Genomic DNA, 21,544 nt, shown 5'->3' on the forward strand with positions numbered 1-21,544 from the left:
TCTCCCCTTCAAAAAACATACAATGATACTCTATCATACGCCATCGCGTTGTATCTGAATACGTAGATCTGAATCGTCCTGCAGCTGAGTTGCTTGCCGAACGCGCTCTTTTACATATGTGCTAAGTTCTGGGTTGGCTTCATATTTTATCATGATTTGCAAACGATAACGATCTTTTATCTTCGGAATCATCGCTGGGACAGGCCCTAACACTTGATAATCATACTGAAAGGTCCCTTGATTTAAACTACGTACTAGCTCTTGTCCATATTGCAATACTCGCAGACGATCTGGATGACTAATCACCATCGTATAGAGACGGCGAAAGGGTGGGTAAAGATGTAGCTTTCGCATCTGGCACTCTTGGCGGTAAAAATCTTCAATCCAATGTTCTGCAGCTGCCTGAATACTATAGTGATCGGTTGAATAAGTCTGGATAATCACTTTCCCTAGATACTCATGGCGACCCGCACGCCCACTTACTTGGGTGAGCAATTGATAGGTTCGCTCCGCCGCTCGGAAATCAGGCAGATGTAGCATCGAATCTGCGGCGATGACACCCACTAATGTAACTTTTGGAAAATCAAGCCCCTTCGCGATCATCTGTGTTCCGAGAAGAACATCTGCCCGCCCTGCACCAAAGTCGTTTAATAGACGCTCATGGGATCCCTTGCGCGAAGTCGTGTCTACGTCCATCCGGATCACACGGATCCCCGGAAAAGCTTTACTTAGCTCCGCCTCCACTTTCTGCGTACCCGTACCGAAGTGACGGATATGTTCACTCTCACATTGTGGGCAACGCTTAGGAAGTTGACTCGCATAACCGCAATAATGACAACGTACTGTACGATTCGTCTCATGGTAGGTTAACGAGATCTCACAATGAGGACAAGCAAGCGTTTCCCCGCAATCTCGACACATCACAAAAGTAGAGTATCCACGACGGTTTAAAAATAAAACAGCTTGCTCCCCGCGTTGGATACACTCGATCAGTTCCGTCTTTAACGATCGACTAAACATCGAGCGGTTTCCCTGTGCTAACTCTTCCCTTAAATCAACCACTTCCACTTTTGGCAAGGGTCGACCGTGCACTCTTTTATGTAGATTGACAAGGCGATACTCCCCCGTCCGAGCAGCGAAATAGCTCTCTACTTGTGGGGTAGCAGAACCTAAAACGAGAGCCGTTTGATGTTCGAGGATCCGCCACTGGGCAATCTCTCTCGCATGGTAACGCGGATTCTCTTCTTGTTTATAGGAAGATTCATGTTCTTCATCAATGATAATGATGCCTAATCGCTCAAAAGGAGCAAAAATCGCCGAGCGAGCACCTACAACAATCTTGACTTCCCCGCGACGGATCTTCAGCCATTCGTCAAAACGTTCTCCACTAGACAGTCGGCTATGGAGAACAGCCACTTGTGAGCCAAATCTTCCTTTAAATCGATCAACCATCTGCGGAGTGAGAGAGATCTCGGGTACAAGCACGATTGCTTCCTTTCCCTTGGCTAACACTTCCGCGATCGCTTGCAGATAGATTTCAGTCTTACCGCTCCCTGTAACACCGTGAAGCAAAATCGTCTCAGCTTGACCGTTTTTAATCGGCTTCATAATCGCCTCAAACGCATCAGCCTGCTCATCTGTAAAAGAGAGTGCTGTCGTTTGTTCAAAAGTCCGGTGTGCATATGGGTCACGATACTCTTCCCGCTCTTCCCATGAAACGATGCCTTTCTCTACCAAACTTTTCACCGTAGTGCGAGCCGTAGCCGTAGCAGAAAGCAACTCCGGAAGAGATACTTCCTCACCTTTTTCTAGCAGATACGAACATACTTCTCGTTGCTTCATCGCTCGTTTCGGTAAATCGCGTAACATCATCTCTCTATCAGCAGACGATGTAAGCCAGACCCATGTTGTGGTTTGTTTCGTAATCTTATCTCCGACCACTTCATAAATCCGAATCAATCCTTGCTCCGATAATCGCTTTAGGATGGCACGATGAATGCCCTGAATCTGACATGCTTCTTCCCAAGAAACAACTCCATTTCCTTGTGAAATCGCTTGGTGCAGAGAAACAAACATTTCTTCCAGCGATGCTGGCACTTTCCTCTGATCATAATCCGTCGCAAGAGTAATCCTCTTTTGATACGTTCCCTTTAAAACCGAGGGAACCATTGCTTGCAGAGCGGTAATCGTCGTACAAAGATATTCGTCCGCCATCCGTCGTCCAATCCGGACCAACTCAGGTGTAAGAGGTGGTTGTAGATCGAGTACCTCCTGAATCGCTTTTACCCGAGACGGAAGCTCACCTTCCCTCACATCAACCACATACCCAATTAACCTCCGCGGACCAAAGGGAACCTGCACTCGGCTCCCGATCTGAACATCGTCTCGCCATTCATCTGGGATTAAGTAACTATAAGGACGATCAACCGCTTTAGCCGGCACCTCCACATATACATCCGCCATCCAGCCACTACGCCTTGGCATGTAATCGCTCTCCAATCACTTGCACAATATGACGTGCCACCTCTTGTTTAGAAAGCTGTGGGAGCTCGATTTTATCTCCACTGCGATCATAGATGGTTACAATATTCGTATCCGTTCCAAAACCTGCACCCGGCTTCGTAACATCATTAGCAATGATGAGGTCCATGTTCTTCCGTTCTAACTTTCCTCTCGCATACCGCTCTACTTGTTGCGTTTCGGCGGCAAAGCCCACTAGCATCTGATCGGGTCTTTTCATCCGGCCCACTTCTGCAGCTATATCCGGATTTTTTTCCAACTCTAAAGTAAGCTCTTCTGCGTTCTTCTTTATTTTCTCATCAAAAATGACCTTAGAACGGTAATCGGCTACTGCCGCTGATTTCACAATAATATCGGAGGTAGCCAGCTCATTCATCACTGCATCCAGCATCTCGGTCGCCCGTTTTACGTGGATCACCCTTACTCCTTCTGGAGGGGATATCATGACAGGGCCACTTACTAGCACCACTTCGGCCCCTGCCTTTTTTGCCTGCTCTGCGATCGCATAGCCCATTTTGCCAGAGCTACGGTTAGAGAGGTAGCGAACTGGGTCAATCGGTTCGATCGTTGGCCCTGCAGTAATTAATAGCTTCTTTCCTGCTAAAGGCTTCTCGGCTTCATAAGCAAAATATTGAGCAATCCAATCCACAATGATTTCCGGCTCTTCCATTCTCCCTTGTCCTACATAACCGCATGCTAACTGACCGGAACCTGGCTCGATAAACTGTATCCCTACTTCCCGCAGGGTTTGAATATTTTTCTGAACGATTCCATTTTCATACATGTGAACATTCATCGCCGGCGCCATAACGATCGGCGCCGTTGTAGCGAGCAAAGTGGTAGACAATATATCATCACCTAATCCATGTGCTACCTTGCCGATGATATTTGCCGTTGCGGGTGCGACTACGATCAGATCCGCGTGATCCGCTAGATCAATATGAGAGACTACTTCTGGATCACGCTCGTCAAACGTATCCGTATAGACTTGGTGATGAGAAAGCGTTTGCAATGTCAGGGGGGTAATGAATTGCGTCGCCGATTTCGTCATAATGACACGGACATCTGCACCGCGCTGATAAAGTTGACTCGCAATCGTAGCCGCCTTGTAAGCAGCGATTCCCCCGGTAATCCCAAGCAGTATTCGTTTCCCCTTCATAACGCTTCATCCCTCTTCATATCATCTAAAAAAATAACAACCAACTGTGGTTGTTATTTTTTTAGATGCATCATATTCGTTACGCGTTTTTCGTTTTTCCTGGTGTAACAATCAAGTCAATCGCGATTTCTTCGAGAGCGGCACCTACGTATTTTTTCGAACGCGGCTTTAATTGAAGCTCATTTGTTCCTTCTAATAGACCACGGGCACGCTTCGCAGCAAGTACGACTAAAGCGTATTTACTATCTGCCTTTTCCATTAACTGGTCAATGGATGGATATAACATATTCTAACCCCCTATCTTTTCCTATTCTGACATGACTAAGCGATCCGCTCGGCAATGTTCCGCTAGTAAAACCGCTTCTACACGGTCACATGCTTTTTGTACCTCATCATTTATCACCACATAGTCATATCGGTGAATATGTTGATACTCGTCTTTTGCAGCACCGAGGCGATTTTCAAGTGAACTAGTCGTCTCAGAACCCCGATGTAAAATACGAGTACGTAGATCGTCCATAGAAGGAGGAACGAGAAAAATAAACACTCCATCCGGAAATGCTTCTTTTACTTGATAAGCACCTTGTACTTCGATTTCTAACACGATATCTTTCCCAGATGCTAGTGTGTCCTCCACATACCCACGAGGTGTTCCGTAGTAGTTTCCTACGTACTCCGCCCATTCGATGAGTTCATTATTTTGAATCATGTGTTCAAATTCGGCTCTCGTCTTAAAAAAATAATTGACTCCATCTCGTTCACCTGCACGAGGCTGACGAGTAGTAGCGGATACAGAGTATGCAAGGTTAGGCAATCGCTTACGAAGAGCCGAGCATACTGTTCCTTTTCCTACTCCAGATGGACCAGAGACTACGATCAAAAGACCTGATTGATGATATTCTGCTTTCATCTTGTCAACCTTTCTACTAATCCGCGACTTCTTCCGACGCCTGCTCTTTACTTGCTAAGCGGTGGGCTACTGTCTCTGGCTGAACCGCAGACAAGACCACATGATCACTATCTGTAATAATGACCGCTCTTGTGCGACGACCATATGTAGCATCGATTAAGACTCCGCGTTCCCGAGCTTCTTGGATAATTCGTTTAATGGGGGCAGAATCTGGACTAACAATCGATATGATTCGGTTTGCTGAAACAATGTTACCAAAGCCGATATTAATAAGTTTGATTCCCAACTCTGGTACCTCCTCGCCCTAATGTAAACAATCCTAGATGATGTCGAATTGGCTTATTCGTTCTTCTCGAATTCATCCTGCTCTAGCTATTGTAGACCGTTTTCTGTCAAGAATCAACGAGTTAGCTATGTTTCGTAACGAATTACTCCAGATTTTGCACCTGTTCTTTCATTTTTTCCAATATACTCTTACAATCTACCACCCACAGAGCAATTTCTGCATGATTCGATTTAGAACCAATCGTATTCATCTCTCGATTCATCTCCTGAATCAAGAAATCAAGTTTTCTCCCAATTGGTTCATCCCGTTCAAACGAACTCCGAAACTGCTGACTATGACTCACAAGTCTCGTAATCTCTTCTGTAATGTCTGTACGTTCTGCAAAGATAGCAACTTCGGTTAACAAACGCTCCTCTAAATCTCCCATCCTCGCCTCGAACTCAAGCAAACGATTTTGCAACCGTTCACGATAGTGCTGGGTAGCTTGTGGGGCCATGTCCGCTATCTTCTCCACTATCTCATCGAAAGATGTTAACAGCGCAAGCAAGTCCCTCTCTAGAGCCTGTCCCTCTAGCATCCGCATCTCTTGTAGTGTATTTAGAGCTAGCTGAATCGATTCTCGTATCCACTCACCATACTCATCCCAATCCCGCTTCATCTCTTCCATCTTCCACAATTCTTGCCTACTCCATACATCTTGGATTGTCAATGAGCCCATTACAATCCCCTCATCACATAATTTTCGACTAATCGATAGATAAGATTGTAGTAACTCCTCATCCAACACAACCTTTTTCCCCGACTCCCCTTCCTCTTTTATATAAATCGATAGCTCCACACGTCCCCGGCGAACGGACTCACGCACCTGCTTACGAATCCACTCTTCCTGTCCCACAAATCCTTGGGGCAGGCGAAGAACCAAATCCAAAAAACGATGATTCACCGTACGAATCTCCGTAATAACTTGCATCTCAGACGTGCTTACCTCTCCACGTCCAAAGCCAGTCATACTCACTGTATACGGTTTAGCTGTTTGTAAAGGTTTCATATCTCTATTGTGACAAAAAAAATAGCCCTTGTGCAATCCAATTTGGGATTTGCACAAGGGTGACTCGTCAATCAGTCATTTTACTCCGTTGCATTTTCTCATACCAATCATCATCAATATCAACAATTGATTCATAAGTAAGACCGTTTTCTTTTAAGTAAGAATTTAAATCATCACCGTTCTCATCTTTTTTTATTTCTTGTGCGTTATACCATAAGGCCTCACATTCATCACGGATATATTTTACACCTAATGACAGAATCCTCGCCTTATAGATTAAACCATTACCATCATACCAAGGACAAACAACTCTACCTTTAAAAGTTTCTAAATCAATGTCCTTCTTACACCACCTGACAAACAAGCCTGTACTAGTAATACACCATTATCCCAAACTTTGGGGATAAAATTTTGGACTGATTGCAAAGGTGACTCACCAGACTACGTTTTTCCTTCAAACTAAATATTAACTACCATTATACCTTCTTGATACTCCTCCAAAGAATGAATATCAATCCATGGTATTGAATCATGTCTTTTCATATAAAATCTCAGGACACATTCTTCTCCGTCAAAAGATAACACTAAGACAAACTCCTTCTCTGGAAATTGCTTCTTCAGTGAAGATCGCCAAACTCTTATAATCTCTAAACCAAATTTCAAAACTAACAATGGATCATGTTCATCTATATAGTCATTTAGGTGAACATGATTGAAGCCAGCCTCATATCCAGTTCGATCTGGACAAAAATGATTGGGAATAAATCGCTCTGGCAAACTCATGTCACAATCCTGTACTAGTAATACACAATTATCCCATTCTACAAACTGTGGAGCTAAAAGATGATTAGCGAAAGATTCAACACAAACCTCATTTAACCCTGATTTTTCTAATTCACCAATATGCCCCAACATTGCCTTATTTTTCAAAAAAACCACCACATTTCTAAGGTTTAAATGGTTCCTCTCCTAGATATTTCGTTAAACCAACGTTGAGCTTTGTAACAAAATCCTTATCCTCTAACATTTTCTGTACTTTCTTTGGAGCACTTTTCCCCGTTTTTTGATCATAAAAAGTTCCAGCATATGGATCAAAATAGTATTTTACATTATTTGCATCTTGATAATGAATTTGGCCTGGTCTCTTTCCGGGATTAGGATTTTCAACATCAATCCTAGCTTTACTCCCCTTTTCTTTCCATATTGTCTTACTAGTAACCTGTACACCATCGGCTCCAATCATCTTCTTCATCGCCTTGTTATGCACAAAGACTCCCAGATCAGACACGAAGTACGTGTGATAACCCTCAACCTCAATATTGTAAACGGTTGTGTGCTTCTTCTTCACTATAATTTTCTGAATCGGAAGTTGTTTTCCTTCTGAGGTGAGAAGTTGATCCTGTTCTCGTAGGTCTTTTACTTTCGTCCATCCTTTGCCTTCAACCCAAAATGGATGCTCGGCTGTTGTTTCAATTTTATGACCGGAAACGAAGATTTTGTATATCTCATCTACTTCTCTTATAAAGGGGTGGACTACTTGTTTATATCCTAGTTTCCCTGATTTCTCATCCCTTGCTAAAACAATGTCCCCAACTCGAATCTTCTCAATCGGCTTCTTGCCATCTCGAGTTTGAATCATCGTTCCAGCTATGAAACAAGATCCTGTAGGCACATCACCAGCTGTATCAATTGCTTTTTCTACTTTAGATAACTTTCCTACCTTGGTAGCACCTTTAGACCCGATAAAAATCTCTAAGAGGTTGACAGCACCATATCCAAAGGCTCCTGCATAATCCCCTTTCTCAATCCGTTCTTTGATCGGATCAATGAACGCGTCTACTAGTATGTTTGGATCGTCCCATACTGCCTTTAATCCATCTATTAACTTACTTGGATCCTTTATCACATCGACGACACCGGTATCAAGATCTTCTCCTGCATCGTAACTCCCTTTAAAAAATCTACATGCTCCATCCCAGAGATACTCTGTGCCATCAGCAAAAGCATCTGCCCCATCACTTAGCAAACCGGTAACAGAACCCCACCAACTCACTTTTTCTGTAGGAGTACCTGCAATATCTGTTGGAAATTCAGAATTTACCTCTGGTATTTTTATATCGAAATCCACAGCATGAACTGTATTTACTACGGACCCCAATCCAATCATAAAAACCATTATGAATGATATGAATCGTAAGGGCAGGGTGTCTTTGATGCAAATTCTAGTCACGCTATTTTGATGAAAAGTGCGTAAAAACACGTGGAGCGATTTTATCGCGAAACCGAGTTGTAATAATGAATTGCTCTACGAGAATCATAATTGGGATGAACACGCATGTGAGAATAAGCAACATGACCATGAAAATAAATGGATATCCATCTGGCGTAATCCAAGTATCGATTTTATATATCAAAGCAAGGCTTAATACATATAAAATCAACACACCTGTTGATGCCAAACGAGCCAATATCGAACTTAGTAACGTTGGACCAAAGGCATCACGGATGGTAACCATCCCCCATTTGATCGACTCCATTACTCCTAGTTCATACTCATGACGAGCAATAAACACATGAAAAGTCGCTGAATATATCGCAATCAGGAGTACGAAAAGAAAAATTGACACAAGTTCCTTCACGATTGGAATCATTAATACCAATCCAATAGGTATGAGGACTACCAAGAAACTCAAAAGCAAAAGCAGTTGAACTTTCATCGTACCCCAGAGGTTTTGAAACCCATAGCGAATTCCACTCCATCTAGAAGATTCATTACGAAACACGACATCGTTTACAGAACCAATCATTCCAGCTACAGTAAAGCACGATGTAAAGACGAACAAGAAGAGCATTATGAAAGAACCGCCCATCTTAGCCCATAAACTAACCGTATTTTCGTCTAGTTCAAAAGAATCCACTGCATCCGTGCCTAAACTAGACAACATTTCAAATATCGGGAAACCGTATAGCAAAAGGATTGTGATAAATCCAACAACCCCCACTACCATTAAAATCAATCCACTTAATAACGAGTTAATAGTTAGATTTAATCCATGACGCTTTATTACATTCATTATGTATCTATATAAAAGAATCAACTTCTATATAGATGTCACCCCCTAAAAAACAATTAGATTTTTAATAAATAATTACAATAAAGAATATTTTAATATAGCAATCAAAATATGTCTATATTGGATGATAGAAAATACTCATTCCCCCTCTAAAACTTACTGAAAGGCGATTTTTGTTTTCCATTATGGTATGATAACCCAAGATATTTTGGACTGACAGAAAGGAATTATTTCTATGGAATTAAAACCTAGATTTCGTGGCTTTATTTGTACTAATGCTCATCCAGAGGGTTGCAAAGAACAGGTAAGGAAACAGATTGATTTTGTTCAACAACAACCCAGATTGACGAATGGCCCTAAGAATGTGCTGGTCATCGGGGCTTCGAAGGGCTTCGGGCTGTCGGCACGAATTGTGTCTGCTTTTGGAGCAGGGGCAAGTACGATTGGCGTTTTTTCGGGCGGACAGGGAAACGCTAGACGCGGGGCATCGGCTGGCTGGTATAATTCGATGGCGTTTGAGGAATTTGCGCATCAAGAAGGACTCTATGCCAAACATGTAAATGGAGATGCTTTTTCCAATGAGATAAAGGAAGAAACGATTCAACTGATTAAGCAGGATTTAGGCAAAATTGACTTAGTAATCTATAGCCTCGCTACTGCTAAGCGGATCGATCCGCAAACAGGAAAGGCCTATTACTCTGTGTTAAAACCAATTGGCACACCGTATCATAATAAAACGGTACATTTCCATACAGGAGAAGTAACGAATGTGGAAATACAGCCGGCAAATGAGGAAGAGATTTCAGATACGGTAAAAGTAATGGGCGGGGAAGATTGGCGTTCGTGGATGCTTGCGCTAAAAGAAGCAGATGTTTTAAGTCAAGGTGTGAAAACCATCGCCTTCTCCTATATCGGTCCAGAGATGACGCATCCTATTTATCGCAATGGAACGATCGGACGCGCGAAGGATCATCTGGAGGCAACGGCTCATGAATTAAGTGAGGAGCTGTCTTCTGTAAAGGGACAAGCAATCGTGACAGTATGTAAAGGGCTGGTTACCCAATCAAGTACCGCTATCCCCGTTATCCCGCTCTATATATCCGCCTTGTACAAAGTGATGAAGGAAAAAGAGATCCACGAAGGCTGTATCGAGCAGATGAACCGTCTCTATCAAGATTTTCTCTACTCGAATCAGTCTCTTTCGCTTGATGAAGAGGGGCGAATCCGTATTGATGATTGGGAAATGCGCGCGGACGTCCAACAGGAAGTGGCCAAGATTTTAGAGAAGGTGAATTCGGAAAATGTATACGAACTCACAGATCTAAAAGGGTTCAGAGAAGACTTTTTCCATCTATTTGGTTTTGAGGCTGATCAAGATTAGGATAACCCTCTTCTTTTCTTTTCAAATTTGACATCTTCGTACATATGCAGAATATACTTAACCTGCTAAAATAAACATCATGCACTTTTTTTCGCACAAAGGAAGTATGAATCCATGTCAAATAAGCTAGTCAAAGGAACACTAATTCTAAGCATACTAACCCTTTTTACAAAAATTATCGGGAGCCTTTTTTGGGCTCCGTTTCAAAATATCGCGGGTGACGAGACGGTAGGAATCTATCGAATCTCCTTCCCGTTCTACTCGATTCTTTTAATGATCGCAACAGCTGGAATTCCGATCACGGTTTCAAAGTTTGTAGCAGAGCACCTCTCTCAAGATGATTATCCCGGAGCACGTCGCGTTTTACGAGTCGCCTCTCTCATCTTAACTCTAACTGGGATTCTTTCTTTTTGTATCTTATTTTTTGGAGCAGAGTATATCTCGAAGGTGATACTAGGTAACTCAGCTGCGACTTCTTCTATGAAGGTATTGGCCTGTGCGATTTTATTTGTCCCGATCATGGGTGCGTACCGTGGTTTTTTTCAGGGACAACAGCAGATGGTGCCAACTGGGATCTCACAACTAATCGAACAAATTGTGCGAGTGGGAGTCCTTATTGGGCTAACATACTGGATGGTTCAAGAAGGTATGAGTCTTGCAACTGTAGCGGCCGGAGCAACGGCTGGGGCCCTATTTGGCGCGATCGCAGGCTTAATGGTAATGCTCTGGTACAACCAGCGTGATAAAAAAGAGCAACTATATCAAAAATGGAATCCCCCCTTGCGTCGCCCTGAGTCATTTAGGAGATTATCAAAGAAAATTATTACCTACGCAATTCCGATCTCGTTAGCGACACTAGTCCTTCCCTTGATCGGACTCATTGATTCTTTTACCGTCCCCCGATTATTAATGGACTCAGGACTAACGGACAAAGAAGCCACCGAATGGTTCGGCATCTATGGCCGAGGAGAGCCATTTGTCAATGTGATCTCAGTCTTCTCCAGCTCTCTTACTCTCGCACTGATCCCGGCGATTGCAGCGCATATGTCTCGCGAAGAGTACGAGGCAGTAGAGCATAAGATCTCACAATCTTGGTTGATGACACTTGTGATCAGCTTACCAGCCAGTCTCGCACTAGCTGTGTTAGTAGAACCGCTTAACATCGCCATGTACAAAGATAATAATGGAGGAGACACGTTAGCGATCCTTGCGTTCTCTGCCATCTTTAGCACATTAGCCGTTACCTGTTCAGGCATTTTACAAGGATTAGGGTTTAATAAACTCCCAGTCCGCCATCTATTAATCGGTGCTGGTGTTAAAGTTATAGCAAATTTCTTATTTATCCCTACAATGGGGATTCGGGGCTCCGCATTGGCAATGGTGCTCGCTTATATTGTCGTTTGTGGGCTCAATCTGTGGCAAGTCGTACGAATCACAGGCATTCGCTTCCGTTTTGGGTCTTATGTCTTAAAGCCATTTCTTAGCGCTGGAATTATGTTGGCTATCCTCTATCTCTTCTATAAATCCATGATCTTCCTAACTGATAAACCAAGTCGCCTATTTTATATCTTTATCAGCTTGGCTATGGTATTGATTGGATCATTTGTTTATCTATTTGCCCTCATTATCACTCGAACTCTTACAGAGAGGGATCTTAGCATGATTCCAATGGGTGGGAGAATCATTACACTCTTTACCCGTTTACGGATTTTACAACGATAATGAAACAAAAATGCTAGAAAGAACATAAATCGTTCTTTCTAGCATTTTTTATTTGCAAATAAAATTTGTAATTTACAAATAAAAAAGAAGGATTTGAATGTTAGTTATAGTATTATATATCTATGACTTGAATCATGGGTCAATATTCACCTTTGGGAGGGCAATTCATGAAGAGAAAATGGCGTATTCCTGCATCTATGCTTCTAAGTGGAGTATTGGTACTATCCAGCGTATCAAGTGTATTGGCAAATGATCCAAACACCGATGCAAAAATTTCTACCCCAGCTACCTCAGGCTACTACTTTGTAGAACTAGCTGATGAGCCAGTAGCTACATACGATGGAGGCATTAAAGGCTTTGCGCCAACGCAACCAGCTCCAGATAAGGATCTAAACACAAAATCTTCCGATGTAAAGAATTATCAATCTTATCTGACGAAGAAACGTGACTCTGTAAAGAAATACATCAAAGAAAAAACCAATTCAAAAGTCGTTTCTGAGTTTAGTACTACTTTCAATGGCTTCTCGGTAAAGGCACCTAGCACAGATGTCAAAACACTTGAGAAGGCACCTGGTGTCAAGCGTGTTGTGCAAAGTAAACAATACCGCCCGACCATGAATAAATCGCTTGAGCTCATAAACACTCTTCCTGCGTGGAAGTCTGGATATAAAGGGAAAGGCGTAAAAGTAGCCGTGATTGACTCTGGAATCGATCAGGATCACCCATTCTTTAAAGATTCATCTCTCCCAATGCCAGAAGGGTTCCCAAAAGTACAAGCTGATTTAAGCGGAACTGGCTCGATGGATGAATGGTTAAAATATACGAGCAATAAAGTAATCACAGCAAAAGTATACCATCCAGAAGCGATGAACTATCAGGCGGATGGAAAAGGGACTCGTACACCAGAAGCAATCGGGTCTCACGGAACTCACGTTGCAGGTACGATTGCTGGAATTGAAGGATATAAGGATCCATCTGGTGTAGCGAAAACGCCTTTAAGTGGTGTTGCACCTAAAGCATACTTAGGAAACTATAATGTATTCCCTTGCGATGACTGTAACGCGGATAGCACATTTATCGCTAAAGCAGTAGAAGATGCTGTAAATGATGGTATGGATGTAGCAAACCTAAGTTTAGGTGGCCCTGCTACTACTGGTTTTGACTTACTCGTAGAGGTAGTCAACGCTGCTTCCCGTGCGGGTATGACAACCGTTATCTCCGCTGGTAATAACGGTCCAGGCGCACAAACCATCGGTTCCCCTGGAATTGCATCGGATGTTATTACAGTAGCTGCTGTAAGTAACAGCCATTTCTTCGGAAAAGCGATCCAAGCAACGGTGAAAGGACAAGCTAAAACACTTCCAGTCGGTTCTGCTTCTCCGGGTGGAACCGTTGAAAAAGAAGTAACGGCTCCTCTACAACCAGTCAAAGATGCTTCCGATAATCTCGAACTTGCTTGCGAACCCCTTACAAGTGATTTAACAGGCAAAATTGCTATCGTGAAGCGTGGCGAGTGTACCTTTACCCAAAAAGCAACGAATGCCCAAGCAAAAGGGGCAGTAGGGGTACTAATCGTAAATAATCAATCCGGTGCACCTACCTCCCCATCAGTGGAAACAAGCGTGACCGTTCCCGTTGCCATGGTTTCGGATGTGGATGGAACATGGCTCACAAGTGGAGAAGGCTCTGTCAAGTTCAGCCCTGGTCCTGACAATGAATTCTTTACACCAGATTCTTTGCAAATAGCAGGATTCTCTTCCCGTGGTCCAACGATTAACTACACCTTAAAACCTGATGTAGCAGCAGTGGGCGTAAACGTTTACTCCAGTGTTGTCGGTGGTGGATTAGCAGCTTACAATGGTACTTCCATGTCTGCTCCGCACGTTGCCGGTGCATCTGCTCTCTTAACCCAAGCTCGCCCTACCTGGACTCCGCAAGATATCAAGTCTGCGTTAATGGGTACAGCAGTTAATCCAAAAAGTGCCGCACTTCCAGTAGAAGTGGGTGCTGGTGTAATCAACGTAGGAAAAGCATTAAATTCGGTCTTGATGGCTAATCCAGCAAGTTTAAGCTTCGGAAAACTATCCAAAACGGGCGATCAAGTAAAACTCCAAGTTACATTGAAAAACCCAACCTCCAAGCGTCAAGTGTACCAAATCAAAGGGAATTCCCTTGTGAAGTCAGATAGAACCTTGCTCACCCTTGCCAAAGGAAAATCCACTACATTTAATGTAACGGTTAATCCGAAGAAAAAAGCTGATGGCGATTATCAAGGTTATATTACGATCGTGAATGAGAAAAACACACCCATTCGCATCCCGTTCTATTACTATGTAGGTGCTTAAATGGCATAACAAAGCCTGCTTCGTGTGAAGAAGCAGGCTTTTGTGGTTTACAATGTTTCCAGCAAGACTGTATCTAGATTTAAACGACCAGTAGGACGGGCTGGCTGGGCTGCCTTCCCGATCGTGATGAGCATTACAGGAACATAGCGATCCGGAATATTAAATTGCTTTATCAGTGCCTCTTTATTAAACCCACCCATAGCACAAGTATCAAACCCTTTTGCTTTTGCTGCTAGCATTAATTGCATAGCGGAGAGACTTGCATTTGAAAAAGCTGCATCACGAGCAAATTGATGGTTCTGATAGGCACCATCAATTTGCCCAATCGTCCGATCATAAATTTCTTGTGTTAATTCTCCTTGCTCGAGTGCCTCCCCAAAAACAAGGCGAGCTGCTTTGTTTGCTTCCGTATCTCCTAAGATCGCAATTACGACAGAAGATTCGGTCACCTGAATTTGATTGTAGGCGATAGGAAGTAAGCGTTGTTTTGCTTCTTCACTTTGAATGGCTAGATAGCGCCAGTGTTGAAGATTCCAAGCAGATGGAGCACTTGATGCGAGTGTTAACAGCTCATCTAACTCTTCTTTTGGCATTTCGTATGTATCATATCGTTTCACACTACCACGGGATAGCATAACTTCTTTCACTGCTTGAAAGTTTGTATTCATTCTTATTCCTCCCTAGTACTTTGTTCTAGTCTCTAGAAATTCACTTTATAATCTTTGCTTAGTATATAAAAATAAGTACCTAATAACAAGCGTAATTTTCTTTCATAGAAAGCAAAAAACAAGCTACAAGAACTTTCGCTCCTATAGCTTGTCTACCATCATTTAGTTCTTCTTTTTCATGGAATCTTGACCTATCAAAGAATGTTTTCGAGAGTACCCGAAGTATACGACAAGTCCAATTACAAACCAGATACCAAATGCGATCCAAGTAATCAATTGCAATTGTAAAATAAGATATCCACAGAATAATATACCTAAAGCTGGAACAAACGGAACAAATGGTGTTTTAAATTTACGTGGTAAGTCTGGTTCCGTCTTGCGAAGCACTAAAACTCCGATACAAACAAGCATGAAGGCAAACAACGTTCCGATATTCACCATCTCAGCTAACGTGTCTAGCTTGAAAACTCCACCGATGAGAGCAGCGATCGTTCCAACTAACCAAGTCGCTTTGTAAGGGGTAGAATGTTTCTCATCTACATCAGAGAAGAATTTCGGTAATAGACCATCACGAGACATTGCGTAGAAAATACGGGTTTGTCCATATAGCATAACGAGAATAACCGTTGTGAGACCGAGGATTGCTCCCACATCGATAAAACCAGCAACCCAATTCTGTCCTACTTGATCCATAACAAAGGAAGCCGGATGAGCAATCCCTTTAAACTGACCATACGGAACCGCTCCAGTCATGATTGCCGAAACAACTACATATAGCAGCGTACAAATACCAAGCGACCATAAAATCCCTCGAGGTAGGTCACGTTGTGGATTTTTTGTTTCCTCCGCTGCAGATGCTACTGCATCAAAACCAATATATGCAAAGAATACTGTAGCCGCTGCAAGGGAAATCCCGCCAAAACCAAATGGTGCATATGGTACCCAGTTACTTGGCTGTACATAGAATACACCGACCAAAATAAAGAGAAGGACAACACCTACTTTTACAAGAACCATAATGTTGTTTAATTTTTTCGAAGCTTGGATCCCTGTAGCTAATAAAAAGGTGATAAATAAGACAATTAAGACAGCAGGTAAGTTAAATAATGTACCTTGATCTGGATCATATGCCGCAGTTAAGGCTTTCGGAAAATGAAGACCAAATCCTGATAATAGGTTTTGGAAGTAACCCGACCACCCTACGGCAACGGAACTAACAGCGAACAAATACTCTAACACTAAATCCCAACCAATAACCCAAGCAATGAGCTCACCTAGTGTGGCATAGCTATACGTATAAACCGAACCAGATGCTGGAACAAGTGATGCAAACTCAGCATAACAAAGCGCGGCAAATGCACAAGCTAAACCAGCTAATAAGAAAGAAATGGTAAGTGCTGGACCTGCCTGCAAAGCACCTGTACCTGTTAGGACGAAAATCCCTGTACCGATAATGGCACCGATTCCCAGCAAGGCCAAATCCCATGCAGTTAAATTTCTTTGTAATTTTGACTTTGTTTGCGCATCTTGCACAAAACTTTGAATACTTTTCTTACGAAAAAGCCCCGTAGATGACTTCAAGGTAAGTCCCCCCTATTCCTTATAATGCTAAAACACAACAATTTGAACAATTCGAACGACTAATATTCTATAAAATATTAATATGTGCTAGCTTTAAGCAATTTTACATAAATGCTTTTATGTAGTCAAGTGATAATTAGGTATAAATTTAATAGGTAATTTATATTAATAGGTATAATTCCCAAAAAAAAAGCCGCTTATTCAGCGACTTCTACTTCTACTTCTACTTTTCGGCGAAATGAACCAGGGTAGTCTATGACGAGTCCATGTTCATCAACCCAAAACTCTTTGGTAAATCCTTTATACAGATTTTCGAAGCTATATTTCACTAGGGGGCCATTACGTTTTAAATGTATATAACGTTGGCACCCTCGCTCCAGAGATAAACTCGGTACATCAATATAGACAACGGGCATAGCATTAGTGGGCCGAATCGGAAAGTGAAGTCGACGAATGGGTAGGATGTTCGTAAAAGGAGAGATGGAAAGGTCAATATCAATACATCCTTCTAGTTCCTCAATCGGACCTCCATCTTGATAGCTCCAATTTCCCTCTCCATCTGAGAGTAGGTGGAGAAACCGGGGTTGTTCTTCATGTGACACTAGAAGAGAAACTTCTCGCGTCCTCCATTCTTTATCACAAATTAAGTGATATGAGATACAAATAGGATGAACTCCACTTGTTGCTGTGATAACAGAGTTTGCGATAATCTGGGTATCTTTGATGTCAAAAGATAGATGCTCTAATGTTGATTCATCCCAAGAACGCCAAATTGCATCCATGTGCATGGCAGTCCCCTCATTTCGTCCATAACTCCTTTCTCTATACCCGTAATTGTAATATCGTAATCCGAAAATTTATCTAAAAAACAACTTCCTTTTTCTCCATAGTTACATTCTCAACTACTTCTGATTACTGGTATTATCCACTTTGATATAGTCAATTGTAATTGTACCTGTAATAGGAAGCGGTTTCTCTCCGATCGCTGTGTTTCCTGTAAAGTTAACAGCGCCCAATAGTAGCGGCATACCCGGCTTTACTCTAGCGATAAATTCTTTTGTTTCTCCATTTTTAACATTAAATGATGCAGTAACAGGAATAAACATATCTGCTGTATCGTGTTTACGTGATAATTGCCACGAAGAGGTGACTTTTTTATCTGTATTTAATTGGCTCGTCGTAATCTTGACACGAACTAACTTCTCCGTAGGGGTAAAAAAAGCAAAATCACCAAACGCACCTTTGTCCCCTAGTGTATACTTTTCCGTTAGCGCATTGGATATGACCGTATAATTGGCTTCCTGAGGTTGGGAAAAAGATGCTTCCTTTGTGTCATCAGCATGCGTGAAAGACGGCATTGAAATCCCTGCTCCTGTTACGATAGCACTACAAGTGACAACTCCTGCGATAAAATGTTTACATTTCATTTGATTTATTCTCCTTTTGAGCTGATTCATACGATATTTTATATAACGATTATATTAATATCATATAGAAACAAATGAACACACTACACTAACTTGCATTTTTTTGATACTAAAGTCTTGAGAACAAAAAAAGAGACGGCATCGAAACCGTCCCTTACCGTTTTATATTCATAGAGCCTAAAGGCAAATACATAATCCCTAGCTCCTTTGCTCCAAACGTTCCATTAGTTTCTCCCGTTCATCCTCATAACCAGGCTTACCAAGCAAAGCAAACATGTTTTTCTTATAAGCCTCTACCCCAGGCTGATCAAATGGGTTCACTCCTAGTAGATAGCCACTAACTCCACAAGCTTTTTCAAAGAAGTAGATCAGATGCCCCACTGCCTTCGGAGTCAGCTCATCGATTCGTAAGACGAGGTTCGGGACTCCCCCATCAGTATGAGCCAACAAGGTTCCTTCAAATGCTTTTTCGTTCACAAAGTCAAGATCTTTCCCCGCTAGATAGTTTAATCCATCTAGATCATCTGCTGCTTTCTCAATCACAATCTTTTGCGAGGAGTGATTCACAAAGAGAACGGTTTCGAAAATCGTACGAAGCCCTTCTTGGATGTATTGCCCCATCGAGTGAAGATCGGAAGTAAAGTTAACTGATGCTGGAAACAATCCTTTTTGATCCTTTCCTTCACTCTCTCCAAACAACTGCTTCCACCATTCCGAGAAATATTGGAGTGCTGGATCATAGTTCACCAATATTTCAGTCGTTTTTCCTTTGCGATACAAGGCATTTCGTGCGGCAACATATTGATAACATGGATTAGATCCTAGATCTGAATTGGCATATTGCTTTTCTGCTTCTTGAGCACCTTCCATTAGCTCTTGAATCGGGATTCCTGATACGGCAATCGGCAAAAGGCCAACTGCTGTAAGAACGGAATAACGCCCTCCCACATCGTCAGGAATCACGAATGTTTCATAATCCTCTGCTGTAGCAAGTTTCTTCAGTGCGCCTCTCTCCCGATCGGTAGTGGCAAAAATCCGTTTCCGGGCCTCTTCTAAGCCATATCGTTTTTCTAGGTAGTCACGAAACACTCGGAAAGCAATGGCTGGCTCTGTCGTTGTCCCCGATTTAGAGATCACATTCACACTTACATCTTTTCCCTCGATCATTTGAAGGAGGTTCGCAACATAGTGAGAACTTATATGATGACCTACAAAGTAAATCTCGGGTGTTTTGCGTTGCTCTTTGGTCTGCATATTATAGAAAGAGTGAGACAACATTTCAATTACCGCACGCGCACCTAAGTAGGAACCTCCAATCCCAATGACGATTAATACATCCGAATTCGCTTGGATTCGCTCTGCAGCAGTCTGAATTCGCGCAAATTCTTCTCGGTCATATTGGGATGGCAGATTGACCCATCCTAGGAAATCAGAGCCTACACCTGTTCCGTTATGTACTTGTTCATGTGCTAATTGAATGGCAGGCGCAAGTTGCATTACTTCATGATCCTCTAAAAACGGACTAGCTGTCTGGAATTGGAACTGAATATTACTCATAAATGCCCTCCACAAGTATCATTTTCTCTTTTTTTTTATATTGTCCATCTCAAAACATATAAACCCTGAAAAGGAGAGATTCCCATGCCTTTCATCCACAAAATCCAAATGTTCTTCATCGGACTATGTTGTATTCTACTCCTAACTAGCTGTGCCCAAGCCAATATCCATATGAATATCCATTGGGACTTATCTGGTACATATGCGTTTCACATCGTCAATGATCCCAGGCTTAGTAAAATAACAAATTGGTTATCTGATCATTATAGGCAAAGAGGCTATCTGATCACTCCCATTAAAACAAGTGAAGAGATCGGGTTCTCTGCTGAGAAAAAAGTCAAAAACGTTCTCGATAGCCCTATCCAGCAAGATTTCCCTGACTTCTCACAACTAATGAACTCATGGACCACGATCCTCCAAAGCGATCTCCCTAGTTTGCAATTACTAGACTCTGCATCAAGTAAAACCAACCCAAACAAGCACTTAACGTGGAATTCGGATTTATTTACCACTCAGATCCGATATCGAAACACAGAACTAGATTTAACTCGCTTACCTGTTAATAAAATATATGCTAGCTATCAACATTATTTTGGTAAAAAGAATGAAACCCCACCCTCTTTACAGTTTCAGATCACTCTGCCCATCGCGCCAGATAATAGTAATGCAAGTCAAGTTCGCGATGAAGGAAAGACATTAGGCTGGGATTTAAAGTTCGGACAAAAAAACCCAATCTTCATGTCCGTTGAAATCCCAAATCCGATTACCGTCGGTGTTTTGTCCTTCTTAGCTCTTCTATTCCTTGGTGTTGTTCTTTTCACGACTATGAAGAAGCGAAAAGGTGCTGAGAAATAGAAAAGCCCCTCATCCGGTATATATCCTAGACAAGAGACTTTCGTACCCATTCGGTTACCTTATGCTATGCAATGACCCTACAATCTATGCAAGGTGAATAGGTCTTAGTAATTCCCAATTTCCGTCAAAGGAATACGCGGCAGGTCCTGTCATGTAAACATGGTCATCTTCTACTCGCCATTCAATGAGAAGGTCTCCACCCTTTAGATGAACTGTTGCTTTACGATCCAGTCTTCCTTTACGAGCCGATGCTACCACCGTAGCACAAGCCCCTGAACCACAAGCAAAAGTCTCTCCCACTCCTCTCTCCCAGACCCGCATGGTGACAGAGGTAGAATGATGGATTGAGATAAATTCTACATTGGTGCGGTTTGGGAAATGGGGATGATTTTCGATTAGCGGACCGTACTGATGAAGAGGAAACTCCGATGCATTCTCCACTTCAATTACAGCATGTGGATTCCCCATAGATACAGCACTGTATACAAACCTACGATCTTGCACCACCAATTGCTCATCTTGAGCAATGGTTTGGGCTGAGAGCACAGGAACTTGGCTTGCTTCCAAAATCGGCTGACCCATATCCACACGAATGTGAGTCACTTTTCCTTCTTTCACAGTAAGCCAAACCGGTTGAATCGCTCTTTTGGTTTCAATCTTAAGTTCTGCTCTTCCGCTTGATATCCGCTCATAAAAATACTTTGCAACACAGCGAATTGCATTTCCGCATTGCTCTGCTTCACTACCATCTCCATTAAAAATACGCATCTGACAATCGGCTACCTCAGATGGCAAGATATATACTAAGCCATCTGCCCCGATCCCGGTATGCCGATTGCATATGGCGACAGCAAGTTGAGCTATATTGGCCGGTACACCTTCGCGATCTACTACGATCACAAAATCATTACCAAGACCATGCATTTTCGTAAATCGCATACGGAAAAATCCCCTTTGTGAGAAAGATTAACTCACTCAACATATCAAAAAATATTTATCCTGAAAAGAGGA

The 21,544-nt window shown here is 42.4% G+C and carries 20 protein-coding genes; 4 read left to right on the forward strand and 16 right to left on the reverse strand.

The features are described 5' to 3' along the window. Positions 1-33: 33 nt before the first annotated feature. The 10 genes from priA to BLU58_RS06115 form a co-directional block, all read right to left on the reverse strand. The gene (priA, locus tag BLU58_RS06070; protein WP_255404627.1) at positions 34-2,484 is read right to left on the reverse strand and encodes a primosomal protein N'; all 2,451 of its coding nucleotides are present in this window, start codon (positions 2,482-2,484) and stop codon (positions 34-36) included. Next, positions 2,471-3,679: a bifunctional phosphopantothenoylcysteine decarboxylase/phosphopantothenate--cysteine ligase CoaBC gene (gene coaBC, locus BLU58_RS06075; protein WP_093291334.1), complete on the reverse strand. Its 1,209-nt coding sequence runs from the start codon at positions 3,677-3,679 to the stop codon at positions 2,471-2,473. The genes priA and coaBC overlap by 14 nt, the downstream gene beginning before the upstream one ends. A 79-nt stretch (positions 3,680-3,758) precedes the next feature. Further along, positions 3,759-3,965, reverse strand: coding sequence for a DNA-directed RNA polymerase subunit omega (gene rpoZ, locus BLU58_RS06080; RefSeq protein ID WP_093291335.1), 207 nt, complete (start codon positions 3,963-3,965; stop codon positions 3,759-3,761). Between the two features lie 21 nt (positions 3,966-3,986). Then, positions 3,987-4,589 carry a guanylate kinase gene (gene gmk, locus BLU58_RS06085; protein WP_093291336.1) on the reverse strand — a complete coding sequence of 201 codons (603 nt, stop codon included), beginning with the start codon at positions 4,587-4,589 and terminating at the stop codon, positions 3,987-3,989. 16 nt (positions 4,590-4,605) lie between these two features. Then, positions 4,606-4,875 carry an extracellular matrix/biofilm regulator RemA gene (remA, locus tag BLU58_RS06090; RefSeq protein ID WP_072334172.1) on the reverse strand — a complete coding sequence of 90 codons (270 nt, stop codon included), beginning with the start codon at positions 4,873-4,875 and terminating at the stop codon, positions 4,606-4,608. 142 nt (positions 4,876-5,017) lie between these two features. Further along, positions 5,018-5,923, reverse strand: a complete 906-nt coding sequence (locus BLU58_RS06095; RefSeq protein WP_093291337.1) for a YicC/YloC family endoribonuclease — start codon at positions 5,921-5,923, stop codon at positions 5,018-5,020. A 67-nt stretch (positions 5,924-5,990) separates the two neighbouring features. Continuing rightward, positions 5,991-6,287, reverse strand: a complete 297-nt coding sequence (locus tag BLU58_RS06100) for a 3'-5' exonuclease (RefSeq protein WP_255404628.1) — start codon at positions 6,285-6,287, stop codon at positions 5,991-5,993. A gap of 95 nt (positions 6,288-6,382) precedes the next feature. Beyond that, the gene (locus BLU58_RS06105; protein WP_143123721.1) at positions 6,383-6,853 is read right to left on the reverse strand and encodes a hypothetical protein; all 471 of its coding nucleotides are present in this window, start codon (positions 6,851-6,853) and stop codon (positions 6,383-6,385) included. A 16-nt stretch (positions 6,854-6,869) separates the two neighbouring features. Then, a complete protein-coding gene (locus tag BLU58_RS06110; protein ID WP_176786520.1) occupies positions 6,870-8,081 on the reverse strand; it encodes a polymorphic toxin-type HINT domain-containing protein in 1,212 nt (403 codons plus the stop codon). 73 nt (positions 8,082-8,154) lie between these two features. Continuing rightward, positions 8,155-8,997, reverse strand: coding sequence for a hypothetical protein (locus tag BLU58_RS06115; protein WP_143123722.1), 843 nt, complete (start codon positions 8,995-8,997; stop codon positions 8,155-8,157). Positions 8,998-9,232: 235 nt separating this feature from the next. On the opposite strand from BLU58_RS06115, the gene fabV reads away from it, so the two are divergent. From fabV to BLU58_RS06130, 3 genes are all read left to right on the forward strand, one after another. Continuing rightward, on the forward strand, positions 9,233-10,378 hold the full coding sequence (fabV, locus tag BLU58_RS06120; protein WP_093291341.1) for an enoyl-ACP reductase FabV: 1,146 nt from the start codon (positions 9,233-9,235) through the stop codon (positions 10,376-10,378). A gap of 114 nt (positions 10,379-10,492) precedes the next feature. Further along, complete coding sequence (locus tag BLU58_RS06125) at positions 10,493-12,100, forward strand: putative polysaccharide biosynthesis protein (RefSeq protein ID WP_093291342.1); 1,608 nt, start codon at positions 10,493-10,495, stop codon at positions 12,098-12,100. A gap of 167 nt (positions 12,101-12,267) precedes the next feature. Further along, complete coding sequence (locus tag BLU58_RS06130; protein WP_176786521.1) at positions 12,268-14,445, forward strand: S8 family serine peptidase; 2,178 nt, start codon at positions 12,268-12,270, stop codon at positions 14,443-14,445. A gap of 47 nt (positions 14,446-14,492) precedes the next feature. Here the strand turns inward: BLU58_RS06130 and BLU58_RS06135 are convergent, their stop codons facing one another. The 5 genes from BLU58_RS06135 to BLU58_RS06155 form a co-directional block, all read right to left on the reverse strand. Then, positions 14,493-15,113: a nitroreductase family protein gene (locus tag BLU58_RS06135; protein WP_093291344.1), complete on the reverse strand. Its 621-nt coding sequence runs from the start codon at positions 15,111-15,113 to the stop codon at positions 14,493-14,495. 162 nt (positions 15,114-15,275) lie between these two features. Further along, the gene (locus BLU58_RS06140) at positions 15,276-16,694 is read right to left on the reverse strand and encodes an amino acid permease (RefSeq protein WP_093291345.1); all 1,419 of its coding nucleotides are present in this window, start codon (positions 16,692-16,694) and stop codon (positions 15,276-15,278) included. 197 nt (positions 16,695-16,891) lie between these two features. Further along, positions 16,892-17,476, reverse strand: a complete 585-nt coding sequence (locus BLU58_RS06145) for a putative glycolipid-binding domain-containing protein (RefSeq protein WP_176786522.1) — start codon at positions 17,474-17,476, stop codon at positions 16,892-16,894. 120 nt (positions 17,477-17,596) lie between these two features. Next, the gene (locus tag BLU58_RS06150; protein WP_093291347.1) at positions 17,597-18,121 is read right to left on the reverse strand and encodes a hypothetical protein; all 525 of its coding nucleotides are present in this window, start codon (positions 18,119-18,121) and stop codon (positions 17,597-17,599) included. A gap of 198 nt (positions 18,122-18,319) precedes the next feature. Then, positions 18,320-19,678, reverse strand: coding sequence for a glucose-6-phosphate isomerase (locus tag BLU58_RS06155; protein ID WP_093291348.1), 1,359 nt, complete (start codon positions 19,676-19,678; stop codon positions 18,320-18,322). Positions 19,679-19,762: 84 nt separating this feature from the next. On the opposite strand from BLU58_RS06155, the gene BLU58_RS06160 reads away from it, so the two are divergent. Further along, complete coding sequence (locus BLU58_RS06160; protein WP_093291349.1) at positions 19,763-20,533, forward strand: DUF3153 domain-containing protein; 771 nt, start codon at positions 19,763-19,765, stop codon at positions 20,531-20,533. Positions 20,534-20,617: 84 nt separating this feature from the next. Here BLU58_RS06160 and dapF read toward each other — a convergent pair whose 3' ends face one another. Next, positions 20,618-21,472 (reverse strand): diaminopimelate epimerase, encoded by an 855-nt coding sequence (dapF, locus tag BLU58_RS06165; protein WP_093291350.1) that lies wholly within the window; start codon positions 21,470-21,472, stop codon positions 20,618-20,620. Between the last annotated feature and the right edge of the window lie 72 nt (positions 21,473-21,544).

This window comes from Thermoactinomyces sp. DSM 45892 (assembly GCF_900107305.1).
Classification (GTDB): Bacteria; Bacillota; Bacilli; order Thermoactinomycetales; family Thermoactinomycetaceae; genus Baia.